Consider the following 25921-nt stretch of genomic DNA (forward strand, 5'->3'; position numbering starts at 1 on the left):
TGTGAGCTGCTTCATTCCTAACTAAGACAAACGAATCTCTCTCAATGCCCTCTCCAGGTTCATTCCTCTCAAATAATTTACTGGAATGTCGCGATCGGCTGCCCATTCTTTGATCTCCCACATGGCCTCATGCGAAATAAATTCAGTCCAAACAATGATGGCATCCGCGGCTCGCAGAATTGCATAGAAAGCAGGATCTAGGCGCCTAGCGTCGTGCAACATCAATGTGCATGATTCATATCGAGCGTCTGCTTGTCGCGGCCAACCGCCTAAAACGCCGATCGTCTTCCCTTCAACCAGTGAGGCCTCTTCACTAGGATCCACTTGCGGAATGGTCACTACATTCTCTTCAATCGGAGGCGTCGGTATTTCTTCAACCGGCAGCAGGCTGTTCAATCGCTTATTTTCCGTCTTCAGCTCCGTTATTAGACCTTTGAGACGCTCAATCTTTGAGGTTTGACTCGTATCCGGACGGAAGGCTTCCACCCGCTCCGCTTCCAGTTGTTCAATGGTCCGGTACGCCGCGGCAAGCTTGTCCTGCAGATCCATGCTTTGCTGGTGATAGCGATTCGACGACACCAACGATTTATCTAAGCGGGAAGATAGCTGCTTGATTCTTCGATACAGAAAAGCCTGGTCGCCGCTCTCTTTTTTCACGAGCTCCCCGATAGCTTGTGAGCGTATCCCTTCAAGTTCCTCCGGAATAGGCAGTTGAAGGATCAGAAAACGGACCCGCTCCCGGCCATACAGCTTAATGGCGTTCTTCACGTCCCAGGCTTCGATCCCAATCTCAACCAGGTGTTGATACATGCGCTGATTAGCTGCCCGCCAGAATGACCGCCTAGAAGCCTCAGAGACGATCTTAGCCTCCACATCCCTCCGGTACTTTGACACGGTCGCCTGAGGCCCGAGTGTCGTCAAGGAAAGGGTGCCGTACGCTTCCTCAAAGTCCTGTTTGGTCAACTCTACAATAATTCCTGTCCAATGCTCGTGCGCATGCGCTTCAAACTGCTGCCAAAACGAATCCGAATGGTCGGCAATATACTCCACCCATTTTGCAACCCCGCGGTCAATCTCCGCTTGTTCTTCTTCCGTGCGCGTATTCACATAGCCGGCTTGCCCCGCATCATCGATCACCGGGACATCAGCGCCGATCTTCGCTTCTGATATGACTCGGCCCTGTAGCTTATCGAACAGTTTCATGATAGTCGGCAGGTTAGAGAATCCACACTTGGGACACACGATCGGCGTGACCGTAACATCCTGCTCCCCCATCAATTGCTCCAGCTCGTTCAAATCTCTCCTGCCGAAGTCTTTGATCGTTTGTTCAGTTCTTCGGCCACATCCGCTGCAGATAGAAACAAATGATAAAACGACATGCAGTTGCGTCACTACGCCAACCCTCTCTCCCTCATTCCGTTCCTTCAAGTCTAGCATGAGAACTCATCTTCGTGACATGCCTGAAATAGAAAAGATCGCCAGGCACGATAATGCCTGACGATCGAGTGCTTACTTGTCGCGAACCAGCAGATAGTAATCGTCTACCGTATTGGTGTCGATATAAACGACCACTTCCGTTGTCTTTACGACGCCATTGCTGTATGTTGCCGTGAATCGGAACGTTTGGGCGCCGGGCGCCAGTGATTTAAAGCTTGAATTCCACATCGTTCCTGTCCAGCTGGTTCCTGATGCCGAACTTAGTGCGACGGTTGTATTTGTACTTAGTAACGTGACGGATACGCTTTTCGCGAAATCGCTACTACCGGACAAGATATCCGTTGTCTTCGCACTAAGGACAAATTCTTCGCCCGCCAGGAACGTGTTCGCTGCCCATGGGCTGTTATCTGTACCTGTCTTCAATTGGTTATATTTGATTCTGTTTTGGTTCCATTTCGCCGTATGCGAGACAGCGCCTGTTACAGTCAGCGGTAAGACGCTAACGGTTTTGGTGACAGTCACGAATTCTCTTCCATCGCTAACGATCATTTTAGCCGTCCATTCGCCTACGTCTGCCATCAATACGCTTGGCCCCGTGTTATCGTATGGCGCCGTCTTGTTCAAGCTGAAGGTCTGCACAACGCCAGCTGGCGAAGTGATCGTAAACGTGACGGTGAGCGGATCTTTATCCGGATCGTCTACAACCGGAATGAAGTTTACGGTATCTCCTTCATACACGGTCGAAGGTGTCCAACTGAAGTCACCTATAGGCGGCTTATTGGTGATGATGACGAAATACTTCGGATCGCTCCAGTCGCTCCAGTCATAGCCGTCATAGACACGTACCATGACGTAGAAGTTGATATTCTCTGGAAGGTCGCTTGATGGCGCCCAAGATGTCGCGCTCGAGCTGATCTCCCCGGAGTCCATATAGGAGACCCCACCGTACTTGTAGATCCGGAGCTGGTATTTAGTCTGTTGATCGTCATCCGCGTCCGAATAGCTCCAGGTGAATGTCGGCCGCAAGGTGTCGAAGACAGTTGGATTCGCAGAATCCACGCTTGACGGCGTTGTTACTTGCGCAGCCGGATTCTGGTTAACGACTTCAACCGTGTGGGTGACCTCGGCTGAGAGCCCGAAGCTATTTGTTACGATCTGCCTGATAGACATGATGCCAAGTGAGTTAAATACTTTTTCCCATGATGTGCGAGAGTCGCTCTGTAAAGTGGATGCTCCACCGGCCGTTACGTTTTGGACATAATAAGCATGCTGCAGCTGCGTGCGATCGCCATCCTGCGGGTCACTAGCCGTCGAATCGATCACAAACGGCATATTGCGATACCACAAAAGCGGTGTCACGGTGAATCCAGCAATCGGCGGCAGAGCATCGTAGCCGTCCACGTAAACCGGATATACATTTTGGTCCCAGGCTCCATATTCATCGAACACGGTATGCTCAATGTAGTAAACGCCCTTGACCATCAGTATGCCAGGCTTGCCGTCAATAAACGTAGTGCTCTTAGGCGCCTGGTAACGGAATGATTCTTTTAAAATGCCTTTCGTTGCTTTGTAATCAATGCCCGTATCTTCTGTCGAGAAATTCCCGTTAATCGGATCATAACGGTCCGGGTCATAAGATGAGTCAACATACGAGAGCGTATTATCGTCATTGAGCGTTATATCCAACTGCTCGATAGGCGGCCGGTGTACACGCAAAATGCCAGACACCATATTGCTAGACTGTCGGTACACGTCGAATGCATCATCCGGATATAAGTGCTCCGGATGAGGATCGTCCTTGGCTATAAACGTATACGTGTAGTCTCCAGGTAGCTCAAACGATGTCGGAGGAGAATTCAGCGTTTTTCCGCTTTCGCTCCAGGTGCCCTCGGGATTTAAAAAGACGTTTGGATTATGGGTGAATGTCCATTGGTCCAATTGTGTTAGGCGCGGATCCAATTCTTCATCATCCCACGATACAACGTAGTCAATAGAGGTATTAACCAGAGCAATGCCGCCCAAAATATTTGCCGTATCGGTAGCCTCATAGTAGGAGGCCCCCATATACGTCACACCTTGCTGCCCTCTATTGATGATGCCGATGCTTCCTTGACTCCAGCTGCTTTCAGAAATAAAGGCTTGCTTAATCTTATTAGCGTAAACGGTAAATCCTCCAGCACTCGGCACGATCTTGAGGTTGTAGGTTTTTCCGTTTACGAAGCTATAAGTCTTGTTATAGACCGTCGTTGCCGTCCCGTTGACCGTCTTCTTAACCCGAAGCTCTCCTCCTTCGAACTCTACGCTATAATAATTGTTCTTATCCAGAGCGAAAAATACATATCCCGTACCTTCAGCTGATGAGTTGCTAGGAGATAGGGATAACGAAATCGTGTTTTTCGCTGGAATTTGATCACCGAGAATTAAGTCCTTTGTTGGTTCACCGATATCGAATTTTTTAGGTACGGTCAGTTCTCCCGTACTGTTCAGAATATAGGTGTTTGTATCTGCGGCATATTTATTAGAGAAAACGATGTATGTCTGGTCTCCTATGGGAGCCGCGTATACATTAGTAGACAAGTTGGGACTTGTATACGTTGATCTTATTTCCATCGTTGTCGGGTCGATGGTAACCATCACCAACTGGGAGATGCTTGTGCTTATTACTTTCTCGCCGACGAATGTTATGAGTCCATCAGACCCCTGGTAGAAGCGATCAAAAGTATAATCAGGAGACGCATATACTGTCGCTGCATTCCCAAACGGGTAGAAGGATTTGATTAATGAACCATCGCTGCCATAGGCTGCAATCAATGGGATTTTTCCAGTGACAGTTCCATCTGTGTTTGACACAAACCAGTACCTACCATCATCATCGGTACCTAAGACGCTAGATGCTGCGTTGAAATTACTGAACAGCTTGAATCTTGCGGTGTCTGGTGAAACTGAAGGCGCGATCTTGGTCATCACACCAGACGGAGAGTAATTGTAGAGATAGGCACCACTAGTAACGAAATAGTTACCATTGTTGTCGAACCCTTTTGGATTTGAGCCCAATAGACCGAACAAATGCGTTAATTTGATGTCCCCATCTTTGGCTGATGTGAACATTCTGGTCCCATAAGATGAGTTCATACAACCACAGTCGTAATATCTGTACAAAGTACCTATTACCATTGCGTTGTTCTTTTGAGACATAGTTGCATTGTTACTGTTATCGAAATATGGGGCATTGCTGTAGTCTGAGGTTAATTCCCCCAGTCTAGTGCCATCGAGTGAGAATTTGGACCAGTACCCCCAATAAGTAGCACTCTCTGGGTAATTGAATGATCCAACATATATTCCGTCTCGCCCTCCTAATAAGGCTGCAGTGGACCATTGGTATGGAATATAAGTAGAACTGATTAATTCGCCAGTATCTCTATCTGCGATGTTCAAATAGAATTTTTCACTGACGTAGGTTTGGTAGTACAGTTTTCCTTTATGTGCCAATACCCCGGCAGTATACATTGTTGCATAAGAATTTGCGCCTGTGTATGGTTGGCTTGCTCTTATATTTGGTGTTGATTTTGTCCATACTGGGGTGCTTAAGTCTGTTTTATTGAATGCAGTGATTGAAGCCGTTCCTATGAGATAGACATACTTTTCATCTGCGATGACACCGTATTGATAAGTACCGCCAGAGGCTATTTGCGTCAAGGTTGGTGTCCCCTGGATGCTGGCATAGGGACTTGTTGACTTGTTGTCCAACCCCAATGTGTTACCCATGTTGTACAAAGCCTTGTAGACCTTGCTCTTGACAGCTCCGTTAACGAGTTGGAAATTATCCTTATTTCCGAGTCCTCCCGTTAGCAACGATACGTACTTTCCATTTGCGTATAGATCCGCAAATGAAATAATCGTTGATTCCGGTGCTTCCGGCACGTCTGATGTAACCGCCAGGTCTACGGTCGGCGGCAAGTTGACGACATCTAGTGTCCGCTCGCTCTCCGGTTGATCGTCCGTGTTACCCGATTTCCCGTAGTCTTCATAGGCTGTCTCAGCAAAGAGATACTTGCCTACGCGGGACGGCTTGAACGTATAGGTAGCAGCTGCACCGTCTTGAACGCGAACCCAATCGTTATCATCGAAGCCGTTGTTTTCGGCGTCATACTTCTGGAAGAACACATGCCTGACCACCGTGTCGCCATCCGGACTATATGCTTCGCTTACAACCGTTACTTCTCCAGTTCTCGTCTCTTCAGACGGCACCTGGATATTAACGACAGGCGGCTCATCCGGGATAACAGTCACATCTTTGGTAGCCAGATCAGACCAACGGCCAACAGAGTCTTGCACTATCAAAGTCAGGGTTTCGATGCCTGGCGCGTGGAAGGTGTCTCCATCAGCTGGCTTGTTCTCGGACCACTCGTAAGCAACGAGAGGCAGCTTCGCCGGGCTGTACGATTTATTGCCATGGATAGGTGATGGCAGCGGATGATTTTCCTTTACACGATCCGGTGCTGTAATGATGGCCACCGGCCGCGGATCGATAACGCGCAACAGCGCATTAGCCGTATACGTCTTGCCCTTTAGGTCTTGTACCGTGAGACTGACCGGATGCTCGCCTAGATCCTCTGTCGTGATTCCCATTAGATTCTTATCCGTTAACTTGAACCCATACTTGGCTTGTAAGGAAGCAAGCCATGGCGTACTTGTTAAGTCCCATCCGACGATCGATACTTTATCGCCCGGATCCGGATCGGTCATGGAGGTAACCTTCAGATCCACCTTATTACCTTGAGCAACGGAAATGACGTGCGTTTCCGTTCCAGCGTCAAACCAGGAGATCGCTGCGTAAGGAGGATTGTTCTCTGGCTCCGGAGGAGCTTCCGTCAAGGTGAGCGTCTTGGGACCAACCCAAGCATCGCCACAAGAAGTATTGATGAGCATGGACACCGGATAGCTGCCTGGGCCGATAATAACAGATGGATACTCATCCGTGTTGTTATAGGCGTAGAAATCGGTCTTGCTATATGACTGATCTAAGTCTTCGTAGTTACCGTTGGAATCGTAGATTCGGAATTGGATGTAGTTGAATGTGCAAGATTTCACGTCTACATCCTTCGGGATCGGCGCGAAGCCATTGCCATATTCAATGGTGTAATCCGGGTCGATGTAAAAATCACCTTTTACACCTTTATCTTCTTTTTCGTAGTAGAATGTCACCCAAGCTTCTTTTATCGTGGTTGTCAGACTAACCGATTGCGACTTCTTGCCAGTCAAAAGATCGCTATACGCAACATAACCAATGCTGCTGTCGACAACCGTACCATAAGAAGTCGTAGGATTGACTGTCTTCGTCGCCGGCAGACTATCGACTGTTATTTCAGTCTCGGCTGCCTTTGAGTAGGAGCCGGTCGATCCGGTTCGAACCATGTGACGGACATGAATCAAGCCGCTTGTAGTAGGAACATTCTTCTTGTAATACAGATATAGAATGTAAGTAGCATAATTACCATCATAAGTAAATTTAGGCGGGGTACTTGTAGCGACAGTTGATAGACTTGGATAAGTCTTATCTTGCGTCGTTTTAGAGTATCCATAATAAGTGTAATTTGCATTTGTAGGAGGAGTTGCTCCACTGTAAGATTGGCCAGTTACCATTGTGGCACTTGTGTTCGTAAAAACAGATGAAAGTGAATTGCCAGATGTGTCAAAATACTTTGTAACAATCTTGGGGGTAACTTTTATTTTTAGTAACATTGGGAAATATACTGTCAAAGATTTCTTTGTTGTACCTACAGCAGTATAATCAGGGTTTGCAGCTCCAATAACAGAGCTATCTGTAAGCTTCACAGTAAAACCTACTGACGATGTACCCATACCTGTTTTTGTGCTACCGACGACTTCTGCTCCGAAATCGGAGCTTATGTTTTTATTATAAAGACTGAACAAGTCTGTTCTAGACTGTGTCCATGCTTTGCTCCAGTTGACGGAACCAGTGCTGTTGTACTTTGAGCTAGTGTATGCTTCGACAGAGACGTCCTCCACTTGCTTCTCATCTTCGAGCTGGAAGCAGTACGGGAAGCTCACGACTCCTGTGGGGGTTTTGGAAGCTGTAGTACCTGGACTAACTGGGGTCCAGGTACCGTCGTCTTTTGTCTGAACGGTGTAGCTGAACATACCTACAGCATATAGCATTCGACCTGCATTTGCAGATGTATCTCCAATGCTGTATGCAGAGATGTAGGACAATGTGCTAGCGGTACAGCTGGATGCGGCTTCTGCGTTGTTTTGGGTTGTTGAAGGATTTGGAATTACTGCCCCTACCAACAACGCAATGATGATTAGAATACATAGTGATGTTTTTCGTATTTTTTTCATCCAGTTTCCTCCTGTAGTACTCAATGTAGAAAAATAAAAAAAAGACGCAAAGGAAGAGATTCCCGCGTCTTTCGCTCCAAATCTTTGAAGATAGACCTATTCTGTTCTCGAACAAGCGCAAGTGGGCACATCCCCGAAAGCATGCCACCCATACCGCTTAAAAACATTGGCTCGGATGGAGCCTTCGGGGAGATTACTGCATTAGCGGACTCGTTGAACTGAGAAACCCCTTGCTTTAGCTATAGGGAGTCATTACGCCTTGTAGTAAGGATTCTTCACAAACACATAACTGTAGCTGTCGTACAGGACCTGAACATACTTCACGTTGGTGATCTTGTAATTTTTCCAATTCTTATCACCGCGTTCCTCATCACCGATTTGTGTAACTGGGAAATACTCAATGTAACTTCCATCTGTGTCCTTGCTAGACATGCTAGCTATCTTACCACGAGTGCGAGGGATGCCATCATCAGAGAGCAAACTGAGTCCTGTGTGACCCTTGCCAGAGTAGTGGATCTTGATGTACTGTTGGTTGTTCACGACCTCAAGCTTCATGCTGTACAGGATAGAGTCCCAAACAGGATCTTCAGAAACACCCTCTTGTCTGAATCCATAAAGGATCTTCAGCGGAAGTTGGTTCGTAGAAATGTCCCACACCTTCGTCCTATTCACTCCATCAGAAGCCAGGTCTGCTGGGATCTTACTGAACAGGTATTTGTAGTCAGCGACAGGAGAACCCTTGATTACTGTCGACACCTCAGGAGCAGTCTTTTCGCCGATCCAAACGTACTGATCGACTCCACTCCACTCTACCGTCTGGCCCAGTTGCTCGCTCACAAAGCGCAGTGGCACAAATACTCGGCTGTTCTTCACATTTGGAACACTGTCTAGCGTGACAGATTTGCCGTTCGCGGTCGCCTCCTTGCTGCCGATCGTCAATTTCACAACAGAGGAGCCTTGCGTAATCGTGACGACATTATTGCTGTAATCGACCTTTGCTCCAAGATTTTCCGACACCACACGCAGAGGAACGAGAACACGTCCGTTATCCGTCACAGGCTTCGCATCCACAAAAGCAATCCGCTTGCCATTCAAGATGACTTGGATATCGCTCGTTTCCGTTGCAGCTGAAGCGCCGTTAACGATCGTCGTAAGAGCTAGTAGTCCCGTCATACTTGCAAGTAATAGCTTTTTCATCATCTAAACATCTCCTTTAGTTGATATTAAAAATAAAAAAAAAGACGTCAAGGGAGAGATTCCCGCGTCTTTCGCTCCAAATCTTTGGTTATAGCCTATTCTGTTCTCGTAGAAGCGTAGGTAGGCACAACCTCAGAAAAAGCATGCCACCCATAGGGCTTATCGCTTCAGAATAAAGCTCAACTAAATGAGCAAGGAAAATATTACATATTCATTTTAACATGTTTATACAAATTGTGACAATGCGATTTTTCATCACAAGGAGTTGTCTTTATAGCGATAAACGGCCGTCTTAAACGTCACCGGCGAGCCTTCAACCCTATAGGAAACTTCAATGATGCCAACAACGCTTGGCCCATAGATCGTCTCATTGATCGAAACTGTCTGGCCACGGTAAACGACATTGTTCTGATACTCATATGGATATGATGGAAATCCGCTTCCGTCCGTAGGCGCTTTATCATCGCCTAAGAAAAATAGGGCCACGATTTTGACTGGGGAAGCAAAGATCGAATTGTCATTTGGGGAGAGGTCACTATTAAGCTTCAGCGTCTTCGTAAGGGATTGCTTGAAATTATCAGTCCCTTTACCTTCATCGAACACAATATAGCCCTTCGACTTATCAACTTCATAGGGAATCGCGGCATCATGAGCGGCAATGATCGTAGCCGAATAGGAACGCATCTCGCCTGTCACCATGACACGGTCATAGGTGTCGTACTTGAGGAAAATAACAAAGATGACACAGGTAGCAATCAACCGGAAGACCATATTCACAACAATTACCTACCCTTCAATCAACCGCTGGATTAATTAACCGTGTACTCCGTCTTGATTTGGCGGTACGCCGTATAATTACTCTTGACCATGCCACCGAAGAAAATATAAATCTTGCGAGGATAGCTAATATAGAGCTCGATGTCTTCGGACGCGCTGCCGCGGACCTTGCGTTCTTCGACCGTTACATCACCCGTAATTTCAATATCACTTGCATCAAATCCGCGCGTTCTGGCAAGGTTTTCCTTGATCTGTTCCTGCAATTCGCTTGTGATATAGCCTGCCGGCGGAGCTTTTAAGATGGCCTCAGCTGCTTCCATCTCGATATACATGGCATTCTTGCTGTCGGCATGATCAAGAATGAGAGCCACCAGCATCAGAGTGGTAATTACAAGATAGGTAATCATTTTGAAGGTAAAATTCACCGAGTTCCCTCCTGGTCCTTTGCGAAAAATAAAAGGGCAGGTTCCCCCGCCCCTCTGTTACGAAAACAGGTCGCCAATCTATTCTTTCAGATTATCGTTGACCTTATCAATGCGCGTAACAGCATTGGTATGAGATGTTTGCGTCTTCGAGATCAAACCGGTACCCGATTGGAACAGCAACGTTGCCACCAAGAAAGCTGTGATCCCAAACCCCAAAACCTTCTGCCAAGTCCAATTCATTAATGGACACCATCCCTTTTAATTAAAAGTTTGTATCAAATGAGTAGGACCACATGAACATCGCTATGACGAACCAAAGCAATGCAAGCGCAGTACCGCCCAGATTGATCATGAATAGGATTTGATTCAAGTCGTTCTCCCGCGCCTCGAAGCTGGATTGCTGCTTCTTGTTCAGCGTCTCGGAATTTTCTTTGAGCATCTTGTCTAGATCCTCATATTCCACGCTGTCCATGTCTCGCAGCATCGACGCCAGATAGGCAATCTCATCGTTCTTCGGATGCCTCTCGAGCATCTGCGTTAAGGCGATATCCTTTCCCCGCCCCCACTCGTGTTCAAGGATCAATAAGTCTTGCTTGATCACCTTGAAGTAAGACTGGTATTTCTGGATGAGAGAGAGTACACTCCGTTTTTGAGTCTCTTGCACCTCATTGCGCAGCAGGAGCAAAAGGACATGTGTCTCTCTTGTCACTCGATAACGCCGGATCTTTTGAAGCAACGGGCCGATAACGTTCGAAAAGATCGAAAAGTTCTTCACGCTCGGCCAAAGGCAGCTGTAAATCAACACTGTAAGTACCAGACCGAACAACAACGAGCCGTGAGTCAATACATAACGAAGAAGGGTAACAAGCAACACAGTGCCGGCGGCAACATCTCGGATCACCTTCAGCTTCGCAGCACTGATCGGAAGACCCATGCTCCGGATCAACTGATTTTCCTTTTCGTTATGGTAAAACTGTTGCCAATTCGACAGGCGCTCCCGCGCTTCTAACTGGACATAAATCCGCATCTCGTTGATGGCCGTGAGCCTCTGTCCTCTACCAATCGAAAGGACCATTCCAAGCGATGCAAGGATGATCAGAATGAAACTGGCCCAAAGTAACGAGTAGAACGGATTTACGAACAAGAATGACATCGCATAAGCACCCCCTTACAAATCAAACTTCCGGCGTGTGATAACGAGATTCACGATGATGGCCAAAAATCCAAAGATGACCGAAGCCACGAACAAGGTCGATCCTAGCGGAGAATCAAACATAAACCTTCTAGCAGCCTCATCGCCCATCATCTTCACGCCAAAATAGTGGGCGCCGTACAGAAGAGGGAATGTGAAGAACCCGACCTGTACAATTTCCTTCTTCTTCGGCTTGTCCTCCGTCGTCACGCGCAGGAACCCGTGCATTTGCTCGATCTGCGATCGTAACCCCACCGAGATTCTCTTCGTCTCCCGACGCCCCGAAGCATTATTCACAAGACCGTAAGCCTCACGGATCATGATGAAAAAGGCTCTAGCAAAGATGGACCCCACCTGATGCTCAAAGACCTCGAGCTCAAACCTTAGCTTCTCTTCCTGTTTCCGCTGCATGGCTTGCGCAACGCGGAACGTCATGTTTTTAAACACGCCAGACGGAAGCACATCGGTGAGCTCCAGCAGGGTCGGGTAGAGATCGAACTTTTGGAGATACTTGCGCTCGAATGCTTCGACATAACTCAGGAATTGATGGCTAAGCTTCGCGCGTCGCCGCTGAATCAAAGCCCGCAGGACCAGGAACGGGAGCAGCATGGCACCTAATCCAATGAGGATCGGGATAACGTAACTCAATTGGTTGTAGGGAAGGGAACTGTTTCCCGTTTGGAAATAGCTTCGTTCCACCCACAAACCGCATGCAGCGCCGATTAGTACACTGAGAAGCAAGCTGGCGTTCAGCACAATCCGCGTCATGGAAGGCGTCAGCTTTACAAGAGCATTCAAGTCGAGGGCAACCAGCCGGTACCAAGACCGTTTAAAATAATCCTCGCTTCGGACCCCTTTCCCCTGGAAAGCGCCACTGTCACTGAACCGCTGATCAATCTCCAACTGCTTGCGATAGAGTGACACTGCTTCAAACATGAGCGCAATGCCGCCTACCACGCCGCCCAGCAGGATCAAGATCATACAAAGCTGCATCCAGTAGTCGCTTACTAGCGTTAGAATCAAACGCCACCGCCTCCCCAACTAAGCGATATTTCCTTCTCGTCATCAGGGATGGGGAACCTTTGCGATAGCTTCGCCAGCACGCTCATGCCTTCTTCGAAAGCCTCGCGATTCTTCCTTCGCATGCGGCGCTGCAGCCGGCTGTCGATGATGTTGTTGAACCGCCAACCATCGCCGTCGAACCACATGAGGCGCCGGCTGGTAACGGTTAGCGATATCGCATCGAAGACAATCTCCGCAATTTCCACATTCCGTAAGGTGATCTGATCCTCATCCAGCTCCATGACGAGTACGAAATCGATGTGACTCGCGTAATCGGTCAGGGCAATCCGATACTCCATCCCTTTCGTCCCGCGGATCTCTTTCCGGGCTAACGTTCCCGGCACGTTTGTGGAGTCCTTCTCGTGCATGGAAGATCCGACAAAGCCGGTCGTATTGGCACATGCTTCTTTATACATGCCCGCCTCTACCTCCCGGACCTCCCCGATAAGGTACTGACTAGGATCCTGGCGCAGCGTTCGCGGGAATACTTCTGAAACCATTGTTTTGTCGTCTCCGACAAACTCAGTAATATCGCGGTCCGGGAAGAGCGCCTTCAGTCCAAGCTCTGGCGCATTCTCAGCCAAGACGGTGATTTTGTCCGTTTCCGTTTCTGCAAACAGCGATATCAGCATCGTCGACTTCCCGACTCCCGGCTCACCCGAAAGCATGCATTTGGATCCGCAACGCGAAATCATCCGGAAGACAGGGATCGCCTCTTCGGGAATCGTGTTTAGCCGAGCTTGTTCCTGTAACGTGAAGTGAGAAACCGTGCTCCGCCGAAAAACGATGGTCGGCCATTTTGTAAACGGAGGCTGCGTAATGACCACGCGCGTTCCATCGAACAGCTGCAGCTCCGCGTAATTCTTATCCCGGTTCATGTACTGCGCTTCATCATTACGCATCAGGTTCTCGATCAACCGGTAAACGTCTCGAATATGGCGGTATTGCTCATGCATCCGGTGTTTTTCCCCGATCTTCTTGTACCGGACTTCCGTTCCATTCACGCGGCATTTGCCGATGTTCCGGTGTCTCTCGAGCCATACACTGACGACGCCCAGCCCCCATATCTCATGGAAGAGGGCATCAACCAGGTTGAGGTAGGTCGACGGATACTGCGTATCCCCGAGCTTCAATTGCTCGACTTGCTGCTTGATGACTGTTTTGAGTTCCTCGACCGCTTCCGGATGGCCAATTGTGGCGCGATGCTGCTGGAGCAGATATTGTTTCTGTTCATTATCGCTATTGGCGCTCTCCAGGCGATGATCGAAGTATTTGCTGATGACATCCTTGGCGTTGTCAAACGCGACGAGGGAGAAGACAGATCCCTTTGACTCATTCTTGTGATTGTCCCTCGCATAATCGATGAGCTGGTCAATCGATACTTCAGCGTGTATGTCTCGCTTCAGCTCGCTTTCCGCAATCGTCGTCATGCCCATCACCCTGTCTTTCCAGATAGCAAAGAGGACAAGGACCGGTTTTTATCCTGCTTCTGCAGCACCGATGGCAAAGAATAGTCAGCCGCGATCAGGTCAACAAGCTTCCCTAAGCCGTTCTTGAAGTGCTTGGAGTTCTTCGCGTTAAGCGGTACATAGGGCAGCGTAGCAATGTTTGGCGAGTTCAAGAAGGAGGAAATATTGAGCCTCGTTTCCGAGCCTTGGCCGTCGAAGTTCACAATGAATGAGGTTTTCCTGAGGTCAATGTCAAACTGCCGGATCAGGTGCGGTGTCACGGCATAAAACTCCTGCATTTCGTCCGCCTTGCTGGTCGCTACCAGGTACTTCCGCTGAACGGATTTGAGCGGCACCAACGTATAGGAGTTGTCCCAGTACGGGCTGACATCAAGCAACGTAACGTCAAAGGCGTGCTGGATGATCCCGAGGATTTGTTCCAGGCGGTTTGGCATAAACGTCCGCGCATATTCGAGATGCGGGTTGCCGTTGATCTCAAAGATCGTGCCCTTCTGATGGGCAATTTCACGAACCCGCTCCGCTGTCAGGCTCCCCGCTTCATACTCTCGGTAGACCTGAAACATCCCCTCCCGAGAAGCACTCATATCATAGGGATCCAGCCGGACAATGCCGATATGCGCCTGCGTCTTTTCCGCAAGCTGCTGGGCAACAGCGTCCACGACCTTCGAGGTGCCCGACTTCCGGTGGCAGGAAATAAAGGCGACTGCATTCTGGCGCTGGTTCTGGAAGCGCTCCGGGAAGACTTCCCGCGCGATTTCTTCTTGCACCTGCATATCCGTCCGATCGACGAGGAAAATGGCGCCCTTAAGCCCGCATGTTTCTTTGGCCTGATCGTAGTCATCGCCCAAGCCGCGGCGAACGCCATACACATAAATCAGTTTCGCTTTCGGGTACTCGCTCGCTGCCAGATCCAGCAACTGCAAGGAGGTGTGATCCAAGATCACGACATCGATTTCGCGGTTTGCCGTAAGCTCGAACATGTATTCCGTGTTCTGCAGGTCTTTGATGTTCTGCACGATCGGAGTAAGCCGGCTTGTACTGCCAATGACGACTGCTTTCACCCCGTTCACTCCCCTTCGTTTACCGCATAGATGAGTTTGTAACCCTCTTGAACGGCCATTTTGAGAACGCCGTATTGCTCTGGTGTTAAGAAGATCTTCGCTTCTGTCGGCTTCCCGCTTCCCTCGGAACGATCATCGACGCCTGATCCGTTGTGGATCGCCTTGTTAGCCGAGTCCGTAATGTATCTTAGGCGAACGTCGGTAAGGATCGGTGTGCTGAGCGGACGCTCTGGCGTTTCCTTGATGGTTTCGACGCTGCCACTTACCTGGACATTGATCGATCCATCCATGCCGCTTCCTGTTTCGGAAGGCGATGTAGTAGAAGAAACGTTGGTCTGCAGCAATGCTTGCTTCAGCTTATCTGTCGGGAACAGCCAAATCTCTCCGATATCGCCGTTACGGCCGGTCCAGTCAAGCACTTCCCACCAACTGGCCGGGATCGGATATTCCTTTTCCCCTGCTTTTTGCGTAAACACGCTCTCCCCGACATAGTTGACGGTAAGGAAGTCGCCCGGATATAGGGTTTGAACCATGACCTTATCCATGACGGAATCCCGGTTCTCAGCCGTAATCATGTTCGGTGTCACGGACGCCTGCAGGATCTCCTTGGCTTCAAATAAGCTGTCAAACTTCTCGGAAGTAATTTCGGTGTATCGCTCAACCTTTATATCTCCAATCGGTTCATAGACGATGGTGCTCGGCAATAGATCCTGTCCCTTGGCATAGATAAGGGCAAATCCCCCGATACCGGCTAAGAACATGAAGATGGCCAGCGAAAACACGACGGTGACACGTACGCGCATAACCCGCTCCTCTCGATGGACGAATCGTCTCGTTTGACGGACGATGGCAACGGCTAGTCCTTATGAAACGATTCGACTCTCTTCAGTCTAGGAAATCAAATACGAACTTCTTGAGGATTACATCTCCCGGCTGATCGCCTTTTATAGCGACCCGGAAGGCCTCCTTCACATCGCTCATGTGCTCATCAATCAAAAAGAGATGAAACATATCATCTGGCAAATAGTTGAGCGAGCCTACCAGCTCAATAACGGCTTGTTCCGTACCGCAGCTCCATAGCATGATCGGCTGGTTATCCGATGGGAACGGGCTCGGGAGTGTGCCTTCCCGAGCGATCCAATCCCCATAGCGCTTCATCTTGTACTTCATGAACCGCAGAGGCTTCTTCGTTTGCTGTAGCCGTTCGACATACATCACGATCGCTCCAGCTGGCGTGTTCATCTTGACCAGCGCGAGTGGGTTTTCTTCGTTCGGCGCCAAATGCGGATACAAAACGAAGTCCGACTCATGGATGATCCCTTTGAGCAGCAGTTGAACCCGCAGCTCATTGACAGCACAAACGGCAAGGTTGTGGGTTATGTTCTGCGCCAAGGCAATGGGGTTGGGGAGGTCGTGCATGCCCATGACAAACCCCAAGTAATTTCGAGCCGCAACCCCAATGCTCCATACGTATTCCCTGGCGTTATACTCACTTTCCATGTGCCAACCGTCGAACCAGCCAATCTGTTGCAAGAAACGAAGGCGCGATCCAAGCTTATGTGCCTTCGGGAATTGATGCTGATAGAGCCGGCGAAGTTGGTTTTCCGTTAGAACTCTCATTTTGGCAAGGGTAATTGCCACTTCAACATCGCTTTCCGTGATTTGTCCGGTTTCGACGCGGAAAACCGTCAACTCCAAATTCGTATCCGGCCGGCTTTGCCACGGCAACATCTTGATCTGCAAAGCCGGATCATCGAATATCGGAACGCCGCCATCAAGCGACTTCCAAATACGAACCGGGTCTATCTCAGGTGGAGTGGGAGTTGAACGCATATGGTCTACGAAGAGACGATTGCAGCGTCGGATCAAGTTTAAAGATACGTGCTCTTCCGCGTCGGTTTTGCTTATCCATCGATACGATTTCAACGTGGACCTTTAATCCTTGCGGCAGGCTGCCGCCGTACTGGCGCCGTAAATTGGACTGGAGATTACCCAGAATGACGATTCCCTTCGGCAGCTCCAGGAAGTAGCTGTTCTGGCCGGACCCGAAGCCGGTGATTTTCGCGACTGTGGTATCGCCGCGTGTGTAGTGATCCTCGATATTCTCCCAAAGCTTCGCCTTCTCCTCGTCTAGCACTGCCTTACGAGAGAGGCGGACCCGATAGCCGAACTCGGCTGCCGTCGTGCTGGCGCCTGTTGTGGCCTCTTCTCCCGCTTCCGCTTCTTCCTCCCGCTTCGGAAGCTCGTCGATCGTCAGGATCTTCAGATCGAGCTCGGTTCCGATCTTCAGAAACTCCCGGAGGTTCGTCGTACGGACATGATCCCACTCTTGCGGCGGAATGAGGCAGGGAACACCCTCCACATCGACAAACACGAGGTTGTTTGCCGTAACGCCGGTTACATAGCCGGTTACCATGTCGCCTTCGCTATGATTCCGGATAAAGGTTTTCGCCACTCGCGGAATCGCTTCAAGCCTGCTCACGATAACATGGCCGTCCGGTGTAACCTGCTTCACGATAAACGGCACTTCGGTTTGCAGGAAGCCGCTGTAGGAGGACAAATTGCGCTTAACGAATTCATCTTTCCGGCAGTACACGATAACGCCGTTGAAGTTGATCAGAATCAGTTCTTCTGTGCTGTCTTTCGACAAGCGCACCTGGCTGATTTTCTCTACCACGCCGGTTTGAACATAGTTTTTCCGCATCGATTCCTGTAACAGTTCCAGTACCGCTGCATTATTCATGGATAGCCTCCTAATGGGTAATTTGAGCAAAAAAACAAAAAAAGAAGACGCACGTAACCAATAGGTCGCGTGCGTCTTCCGCTTTTCGCTCATTTCAATATTTTTCAATTAAGTTCACTATAATCAAATCCCGTTCAACTGACAAGTCCTAATGTGCCGTGTCAAATTACTTATCCTTCGTCACTTCGAATATCTTCTTCAAGAATGGATTGCTGTTCACATCGATCCCTGAATCCTGCAGATGATCCAGCCGCCGTTTCTTCTCCGGCTTCTTATCGGCAATCGGCTCAGTTTCAGGTGCTTCCTCTGCCTTCGGCGCTGGAGCGGGTTCTTTGGTATCCTCCACTTCAGTAGGAACCAATCCCGCTTCCACGGCTGTTGAAGCCTTCGGTTCAATGGCTGGAGCTTCTGCAGCTGCTGGAGTAGCCGGCTTTGGTTTGTTCCCGAACATGCTTGAGAAGCTCACCACTTCCGATTCCTTCTTCTCCGGCTTCTCCGTCTTAGGGTTAGGCTCAGATGCACGCGGAAGCGGGATCTCCTGCTTCGTCTCCGCCTTAGATGTCTCCCGTTCCTGCGGACCAGTTGATTTCACGGCAGCCGGCTTAGAGCTATTCTTTCCGTATACGAATTGGGACGCTCGCGGAACAGGAGTATTCTCCGCAGGTGCTTCCTCCGGTCCCGTCTCCTCATTTCCGCCCGCTTCCGTATCTTCATTCCTTGGGGAAAGGGCTTGGAAGCGGCGAACGCTGCTGTCCGTTTTGGCAATCTCCTCGAAGACAGGAGCTGTTTGCTTGATTTGGATTTGTTGTTCGAGATCGGCCGTATCGTCGTTTTGATCCGATCCAACCGCTTCTCCCCATGTATCAATCCAATTCATATCAAACGCGTCTTCCTTCTCCGAATCGTTCTGCCAATACTGCATGAACGCCTTAACCGCGTCCTCATTGAGCGCCTTTTTCCACTTGTTTGCATCACCCATGTCCACGAAGTCGCCTTCAGCCTTAATGGCTTTTGTCGTGCTGCCTTCTACCACAAGCCGTATATAGCTGAATTTGAACTTATTGAACATGATCTCGTCTTCGCTGACCAGTTCCTTTTCCTCTCGCGTAACGGTCTGGGCATAACTGACATTCGGGCTTTTGGTATTCTCTGGCGACACCGATTCTCTCGTCGAAACGACCTCTTCGACCTGGGTACCGAAGATCGGCATTAGCTTCTTGGCGTCATATTGGCCGACACCTCCATAGACGATAAAGTTCCGGATCGTGCCAACCATCGCATCGACAAACGACTCATCGAACTTGAACTTGAATTGGGAAAGAGACTGGCAGGCGACCAAGAAGGCAACCTTATATTTCCGTCCCTGTCCGGCCAGCTTCAGGAATGGGCTATTCATGTAGTCATAGAACTCATCGACATAGACGGATACGAGCGGCCGGGTGTCCTCGTCTCCCTTACGTCTGAATACGGCATTCTGGGTACTCATGAGGACGAGCTTACCAAAGGCGTCGGAGACATTTCCGAGGAGACCATTATCCGTATTACAGAGCAAGATGCCTCCTTTCCCCATCAGCTTGTCCAAGTCTACTGCGTTGCTGCCGACAAGAATGCGCGCCAGATAAGGGTTTTGAATCAAGTCGGCAAGTAGGTTACGGGTTTGCCGCGTGAATTCAGTCTGCTTGTCCTTGATTTTAACTTGTCCTCTATACGGACCAGACTCATATCGGAGCACCATACCTGTCTGGCGGTCCCGCTCCTCCTCGAGTCCATCGTTATCGAACCAGCGTAGCGTCCGAGTGACGAGCATCCAGTAGATCTGCATATCGTTCGGCATGCGGTTGATATCTGTCTGACTAGGTAGCTTCTTGCGAACCTCTTCCACCATGTCTTTTGTGAACCTCGGATCCTGATACATCTGATCCAAGTCCAAAAGTGAACAGGTGTTCTTCATGTGGAATTTGAGCAAGTAGATATACTGCTTAAGTACGGTCCGGCATGCCTGGCGGAAGAATTCATTGCTTACTTCGCTCATACCGTCCAATACCGCTGTTATTGTTTCGGCTACTTGCTCGATCGGTCCGATCATGCAGTTAAAGCCGGGCGTCCGCGGATTCGATGGATCCAGATAAACGATGAGACGATCCGGAATCCCATGCTCTTTTGCAAGGTGAAAACTTTTATCGCATAAATCTTTAGCCGGCTCAATGACCACGGTACCGATCAGATGCTTACCCATCTTCTTCTTGAACTCCGGGCTGTCGGTCCCATACTTTTGTGCCAATACAGGAAACGCATTGATCATCTTCTGCATGTGCGCAAGGTCCTGGCGAACACCTTTAATGATCTTAAGTGATGTCTTACCGCTACCGGGGGGACCGATAAGCAAGGTTCCAAGCTGCCGAGATGCCCCCATTAAGACAACCGGAACCCGCAGGACAGCATCTATCGCCAGTGTGATATCCGGGAAGACGTTAGCCATTTCATCACCGAAGCGGGATAAGTACTTCCACTGGAACTTGTAATCCGCAAACCAGTCCTGAACGACTTTATCCTCGCGGTAGACGCCTATCAGCCAGCTGAGGAAGAAGAACGAGACGATCTCAGGGATCATCATTACCGCAATGCCAAGAAACCGGAGAGCGCCAGGATTTACATACTGACGATCCTCGCCCTTCACAAACGTATCGATCGTCATGATCTTGTCATAGGTGATCGGTCTCAGATAGTTTGAAGCAAATACGTTAAAGACTACGGTAAATGTGATCACCACAAAGGCAAAGAAGAACATTCTTCGTCTTACGCTGGCGGTGCTTACTTTTACCCTGGTGCTGAATAGCCAACCGCATACGGCTAATACGGCCGTAATGAGCAGCAAGGAAAAATGAGAGGAAGCGGGAGGCGAATAGAAGACTAATAATCGTCCCAGTTCTGGAATTGCCTTGGTAAGCTGATCCTTGCCCATTTCAAAGTTCCCTGTGACGGTCGCCAAGAACATTCCTATGCTCGACAGCAGAATCAAAAATAAGGTGCCGTATATGAGCCATAAGACAATGAGCGGGGACGTTTTGCGCCAGTTGATGCTTCCGACCCGCTTCAGCAGGAAGCGTTTCATCGATCGGCCTCCTCCCATACCAACGTCAGTTGGCCACGGACTTTACGATAAGTTGGTTTTTTGTAATGCCCCCACGCACCTGTCCGCAGAACATCTTGCCAGTTCATGTAATGAAGCTGCGCCTGGGTTTCCAGCAGATGAACGTCATTGCTCATTTCCTCATCGTTCGGATAGACGATGACAACCTTTGCCTTCTGATTGCCCTCATCGATCCATCTCTGCATGGCAAGCGCTTTGGCGACTTGGTTTACCCAACCGATTCGAGCAAAAAAGATCATGTGTGTCTCAGCCTCACCGAATCGCCTTACACGTACAACCTCATCGGGGAATACAGGCATAGGCGGGGTGACGGACACGTTCTTTAATTCTTCGGTGAAGGGAATGAGCTCGTAATCCAGAACACTTGGGGCAGCATTCACATAAGCGGCGAAGGCCTCCCCTCTCGTAAAGCCGGCAAGCATATTCCCTTCCTGCTCGATAAAAATCTCACAAGATTGCCGGCACGTTAATTCGTCGCCATGGAGAACGTTCGTCCTGTCATGGATAAGAGCATCCTCCAGCTGCCGAATGATTACCTTCTTCGTGTTGCGGCCCCGCTTCTGATTGTGAATCTTGGAGGACGGAAGCAAGGTGTCGTTCTCATACCATTCGTTAATGCTAAAAAACGCCATGCTGTTACTCGGGTAGTAGTCGAGTGAGTATAAGAACTTCTTGCACTTGTCTTCAATCTCTTTCAAGTCTTCTGTCTTCAGGTCGCATTCCACAGAGAGCAGTCCCTTGAAGTGCTGCTTCAGTAGATCGAGCTCTTTCGATGACCTCGATTCAACCGGAGTATGGAGCGGGCATTCCGAGGTTCGTTTCTCTTCTACGAGAGAAGTGTAGTACGCATTCGGTTTAAAGATGAACCAGTCCGGACGGTAATAAGCACTCTTCCCCGCAACGCTCGGATCCTCAATCGGATATCGCCGCCACTCAGTGCTCGGCGGGTGGATGCCCCGATCCGCCAAATTACGAAGAAGACGACTTACAAAGTCCTGTGTTTCAAAGTGGTGGCGTTCTTGGCTTCCGATCGCCAGGTTCTTCAGCATGTAGTGCTGCTTCGGTTCATTCAGATGGTCATAAACCCAAAGCGCCTGCATATCGAAGACCGCGATGATGTAAAGGCCAAGGCGAGCCAGCCGATAATGGTATTTCTTTTCATCCCCCTTCGTCCTCCACGTCTTAAACGAAAGGTCCCGGCTGAGCAGGTTCTGCCCATACATCTCGGCAAGCAGATTGCCGACGGACTTTTTGTGCATATGCGGCACAGCTAACCGGGAGATCTGAAACATGTCGAGTTGACGGTGGACATATAAGCAGCGAAGGATAGACATTTTATTCTCGTTCTTCAAACAGAGCTTAATGACCTTATCTTCGTCGTGCCCCGATTTTAACCGGCTACTCTTCCCGCTTACCCATCGCTTTCGTCGGCCGCTCTTTTCACGGAGCTCCGGAGTAGAAACCGAGGCATTCTCGTCCTCAAGTTCCTCATCTAGCAAATCGTCATCGGATTCCTCGTCTTCTAGGATGTCAGTAACGCCATTCACTCGCATACCATCAGTCGGAGAAAACGACTCGGTCGGATCATAATCCCCCAGGTCAAATTCGTCGCCGACGAAGTGCCTTACTTCCGTCATTAGATCTTATCGCCTCCTAAAACGCAAAAAGACGCGACGTAGCCATAAGGCATACATCGCGTCTTCCGCTCACAGTATGATTATCACGAATTATACATCACGGACACGGAGAATTGGAACGGATTGTGGCAAGAAATATATGGAAGATGTTCCAAGGGTGGAATTGATGGTACAGCCCTCGTTTTGGGGGAATGGGATAGGGGATGGTAATCGGGTCAGTCGATATACTTACTCTCGGTTCCGGAACACGCCCCTAAGCGAAAAATCTTAGCCCCGGGAAATCGAGAATGTAAAGAACGGAATAATCACTTGGAGTCCCTTGTTTGATCACGATTCACTGTCGTCCAAATTTATGCCTATAAACAACGGATTCAAACGGTAAATGGCAACGGGTTCTAATGGTGCATATAGACCGTTGCCATAAGTAACCTCGCTCGATATTGATACCCACTTCCCTCTTGAGGGTGAATAATTGGCAATAATCTGGCTATATTTGAGAGCCTTTTGGTCCCTTTTAAGAACCTCACTCAACAGGAATACCATGATTTGATGTGATAGGTTATCGCATATCATAAGGTCAATGCCGGCGATTCAGCTCCTTCCAAACATGCATTACAAGCTAGGAGCAGCTGCTGCTTCTGATAAGTGGAATACCCCTCCCACCTCCTCCTACTCGTTTATCATCATTCGGCCTACATTATCCTCTAGGGTCATTCTTCCACGTTTCCATGATTCCACTTGAAGGAATCCCATGCTCGAGTGCTTCAGCAGCTTGGTGCCAGACCTTAAAACTCTGTATCGACTTAAGTTTGAGTTCTATGCCTTCGATTCAACTAGAATGGGCATTGAATGAACGAACGTGATGATCCAATTAACGTCATGATGGCCACCAACCAGAGTTCTTCTTACACCGTCAAAATCAATTAAAAATCATTGAGATAAAGGCGATAAATAGATTCTATTATAGTTTCTTTTATAGTTTCTATTGATTTAAAATTCTTTATAATCCCTTTATTATCAATACACCATATATAGTTACTACATATTATTTCGATTCAGATAATTGATCATAAATTGATCAACTTCAATTCAGATTTGCCATTTTATTCCCATTTCAATACGAAATTCTGCGAATTCCCGTTCTTTAAAGTGCAATAATCGCTCATTGTAACTATTTTAGTTTCTATTATAGTTACTATCTGTAAAGCCTTTAATATCAAGGATTTTATTGTCGTGTTGAAATATGAATCAGTCTGATATACAATGTCTATAGAATCTATATTAGTAACTATTACCACCGTATTGAGGGGGTGTTTTCGATTCGTGGAGATCCAAATGCATCAACGCTACATAGACGTGGAGTTCACAAAAGAGCAAGTAGCCATGTTCACCGACATTGTTGAATCGGATCTGCCGATGAGACGGATTCTGCTAGCTATAGGGCAGCATGCTGATACGCACAAAGATGATGAGCTGAGCTCGGGAATATCAATCAAGCAATTATCCGAGAAGGTTATCATTAACCGAAAAGTGCAGGATCGCAAAAACAAGAAGAAATTTAGCCTCCAAGATACATACATCGAGCGGAAACATGCTGAACGAGTAGTTGAAACGCTTCTGAAGATGTCCCTCTGCTACTACAAGTCATTTCATCCAACGAAGCTGATCTTCCTCTCCCCTCGCGGCCGTATGGTTGCAGGCGAGATCGTACGGCGTCACAAGGATAGTATAAAAACCACGACTAGGAGTTGATTGAATGTCTTTCCGTGATAACACCCCTTCTATCGATATTACTGTTGTCGGTTATGGACAAGCTGGCTCTCGGATCGCAGATAAGTTTGCAGCTTATAAATCGCGCGACGGAAAGCCGGTCTACAATTGCTTAGCACTTAACTCTAACGATGGTGACCTCGAGGAGTTAAGATATATCCCCCAAGATAATCGGATCTCCTTAAAGCTCGGTGGTCTGGGCAAAAACCCAGAAAAAGCACTCAATATTCTCGAACAAAACGAACAGGCAAAGGAAACGTTGAAGGATTTCATTACGAAGAAAGTTCGTGTCCAGGATTCCTTAGTATTATTCATCGCTGGTCTGGGCGGCGGTACCGGCACTGCGACTATCGTAAAAGCGATCGAGGAATTCCACGAGTTCTACAATCTTCGTCTTGTTAAACAAGCCTTAGTAGAGATTCGTAAGCAAGTCGGTGATGCTGACTTCAAACAAAATTTCAAGAAGCACCAAAGCAACGCATATAACCAGGTCAAAGATCAGTTTAAAAAGATCGGCGTCATTGCAACGATACCTGTAAGAAGTGATGGTCCTGATGTGCTCCGCCAGGTTAACGATTTTGCTTCACGCATATGGGATATGGCTAAGAACCCGACCAAGGGAATTGCGTTTGTTGACTTCCCGGATAACCAAATGTTTTATGAACGATTCCAGAATGAAGTCGATACAAACTCTAAGAATTACCGCGATTTTGCAAATAACGAGATCAGCTCCATTTTCCATGAACTGAATACTGCAACGAATGGCAGCGGAACCTCGGTAATCATGGACTCCAATGACTTTAAGCGCATCCTCCTTGAGAAAGAAGGCTGCTTAGTCCTCAACCGGGTAGAACAGAATGTAAAATCGATTACGAACTCGGATGATCTGACGAAATTATTCGTAAAGTCCATTGAAAGCAACAACCTCCACGACCCTATTGCACTGCAAAAAGTGAGCGAGGATGGAGAAATTACTTATGCCCGAGTCCATCACGTTGGCTTGCTTGGTGTAATTCCTCCAGATCTCAGCAAACTGGGCAGCTCTTTCATCGATAATGCCAAAGAAGATATCGTCAACAAACTCCCACTTCAAGGAACAATCTTCTCTGGTTACTTGAATGAACCTAATAACTTTAAAGTGACGGTATATTCCTTCTATAAAGCCGATGCCTTGCCAGAACGTCTCTCCAAAGGCCTTGTTAAAGAATATGAAGAGTTCATGGCCAAGCAAAGAACAATGAATTTCTCGTCGGATACAATCCAACAAATCGCGGTTGCCACTGATGAAGAATTCGATCTCGGGTTAGACCCTGGCGACTTTGGTATTTCTATTGCTGATGTGCAAGAAGACAAACCCACTGACGACGATTTCACAGCTGATGATGTTGAGCTCGACTTCTCAGGCATAGATCCTAACAACCTATAAGCTTTTAATAGCCTCCCAATAACCCTGTACATGGGGATTGGGAGGCTATTGTTTGCCCTTTCCTCAACCTCTTCTCCCCCACTCTCCGTTCATCGCTCCAACTGTCTTGAGAAAATAAAGTTTTAGACTGGATGTATTGAATCTACACGGTTTTTCGAATTGCTAAACCGTCAGGCTCCGAAAAATAAGTATTAGACTGACCCTAAAAACG

Annotated in this window: 16 protein-coding genes; 2 read left to right on the forward strand and 14 right to left on the reverse strand. The window is 48.4% G+C overall.

The genetic code is table 11. The annotated features are described in order from the left end of the window. Positions 1-21: 21 nt before the first annotated feature. From ELR57_RS22030 to ELR57_RS22095, 14 genes are all read right to left on the reverse strand, one after another. A complete protein-coding gene (locus tag ELR57_RS22030; RefSeq protein WP_158630126.1) occupies positions 22-1392 on the reverse strand; it encodes a hypothetical protein in 1371 nt (456 codons plus the stop codon). A 117-nt stretch (positions 1393-1509) separates the two neighbouring features. After that, on the reverse strand, positions 1510-7800 hold the full coding sequence (locus ELR57_RS22035) for a glycoside hydrolase family 78 protein (RefSeq protein ID WP_126961250.1): 6291 nt from the start codon (positions 7798-7800) through the stop codon (positions 1510-1512). A 252-nt stretch (positions 7801-8052) separates the two neighbouring features. Next, on the reverse strand, positions 8053-9000 hold the full coding sequence (locus ELR57_RS22040) for a copper amine oxidase N-terminal domain-containing protein (protein WP_126961251.1): 948 nt from the start codon (positions 8998-9000) through the stop codon (positions 8053-8055). 252 nt (positions 9001-9252) lie between these two features. Next, positions 9253-9774 (reverse strand): hypothetical protein, encoded by a 522-nt coding sequence (locus tag ELR57_RS22045; protein ID WP_126961252.1) that lies wholly within the window; start codon positions 9772-9774, stop codon positions 9253-9255. A 32-nt stretch (positions 9775-9806) separates the two neighbouring features. After that, positions 9807-10199, reverse strand: coding sequence for a hypothetical protein (locus tag ELR57_RS22050; RefSeq protein ID WP_126961253.1), 393 nt, complete (start codon positions 10197-10199; stop codon positions 9807-9809). A 262-nt stretch (positions 10200-10461) separates the two neighbouring features. Further along, positions 10462-11352, reverse strand: a complete 891-nt coding sequence (locus tag ELR57_RS22055; protein ID WP_126961254.1) for a hypothetical protein — start codon at positions 11350-11352, stop codon at positions 10462-10464. Between the two features lie 15 nt (positions 11353-11367). Next, positions 11368-12372, reverse strand: coding sequence for a hypothetical protein (locus ELR57_RS22060; RefSeq protein WP_126961255.1), 1005 nt, complete (start codon positions 12370-12372; stop codon positions 11368-11370). Between the two features lie 38 nt (positions 12373-12410). After that, positions 12411-13883 (reverse strand): ATPase, T2SS/T4P/T4SS family, encoded by a 1473-nt coding sequence (locus ELR57_RS22065; RefSeq protein ID WP_158630127.1) that lies wholly within the window; start codon positions 13881-13883, stop codon positions 12411-12413. 5 nt (positions 13884-13888) lie between these two features. Then, a complete protein-coding gene (locus tag ELR57_RS22070) occupies positions 13889-14983 on the reverse strand; it encodes a hypothetical protein (protein ID WP_126961257.1) in 1095 nt (364 codons plus the stop codon). 5 nt (positions 14984-14988) lie between these two features. Continuing rightward, positions 14989-15786 carry a hypothetical protein gene (locus ELR57_RS22075; protein ID WP_126961258.1) on the reverse strand — a complete coding sequence of 266 codons (798 nt, stop codon included), beginning with the start codon at positions 15784-15786 and terminating at the stop codon, positions 14989-14991. An 82-nt stretch (positions 15787-15868) separates the two neighbouring features. Continuing rightward, positions 15869-16726: a replication-relaxation family protein gene (locus ELR57_RS22080; RefSeq protein WP_126961259.1), complete on the reverse strand. Its 858-nt coding sequence runs from the start codon at positions 16724-16726 to the stop codon at positions 15869-15871. 64 nt (positions 16727-16790) lie between these two features. Then, positions 16791-17726: a S1 RNA-binding domain-containing protein gene (locus ELR57_RS22085; protein WP_158630128.1), complete on the reverse strand. Its 936-nt coding sequence runs from the start codon at positions 17724-17726 to the stop codon at positions 16791-16793. A 166-nt stretch (positions 17727-17892) separates the two neighbouring features. Further along, complete coding sequence (locus ELR57_RS22090) at positions 17893-20838, reverse strand: TraM recognition domain-containing protein (protein WP_158630129.1); 2946 nt, start codon at positions 20836-20838, stop codon at positions 17893-17895. Then, the gene (locus ELR57_RS22095) at positions 20835-22514 is read right to left on the reverse strand and encodes a replication-relaxation family protein (protein WP_126961262.1); all 1680 of its coding nucleotides are present in this window, start codon (positions 22512-22514) and stop codon (positions 20835-20837) included. The genes ELR57_RS22090 and ELR57_RS22095 overlap by 4 nt, the downstream gene beginning before the upstream one ends. Positions 22515-23837: 1323 nt before the next feature. Here ELR57_RS22095 and ELR57_RS22100 point away from each other — a divergent pair. Both ELR57_RS22100 and ELR57_RS22105 read left to right on the forward strand, forming a co-directional pair. Further along, positions 23838-24266, forward strand: a complete 429-nt coding sequence (locus tag ELR57_RS22100) for a hypothetical protein (protein ID WP_126961263.1) — start codon at positions 23838-23840, stop codon at positions 24264-24266. Between the two features lie 4 nt (positions 24267-24270). After that, positions 24271-25710 carry a cell division protein FtsZ gene (locus ELR57_RS22105; RefSeq protein WP_126961264.1) on the forward strand — a complete coding sequence of 480 codons (1440 nt, stop codon included), beginning with the start codon at positions 24271-24273 and terminating at the stop codon, positions 25708-25710. Positions 25711-25921: the final 211 nt, after the last annotated feature.

Source organism: Cohnella sp. AR92 (assembly GCF_003990975.1).
Lineage (GTDB): Bacteria > Bacillota > Bacilli > Paenibacillales > Paenibacillaceae > Cohnella.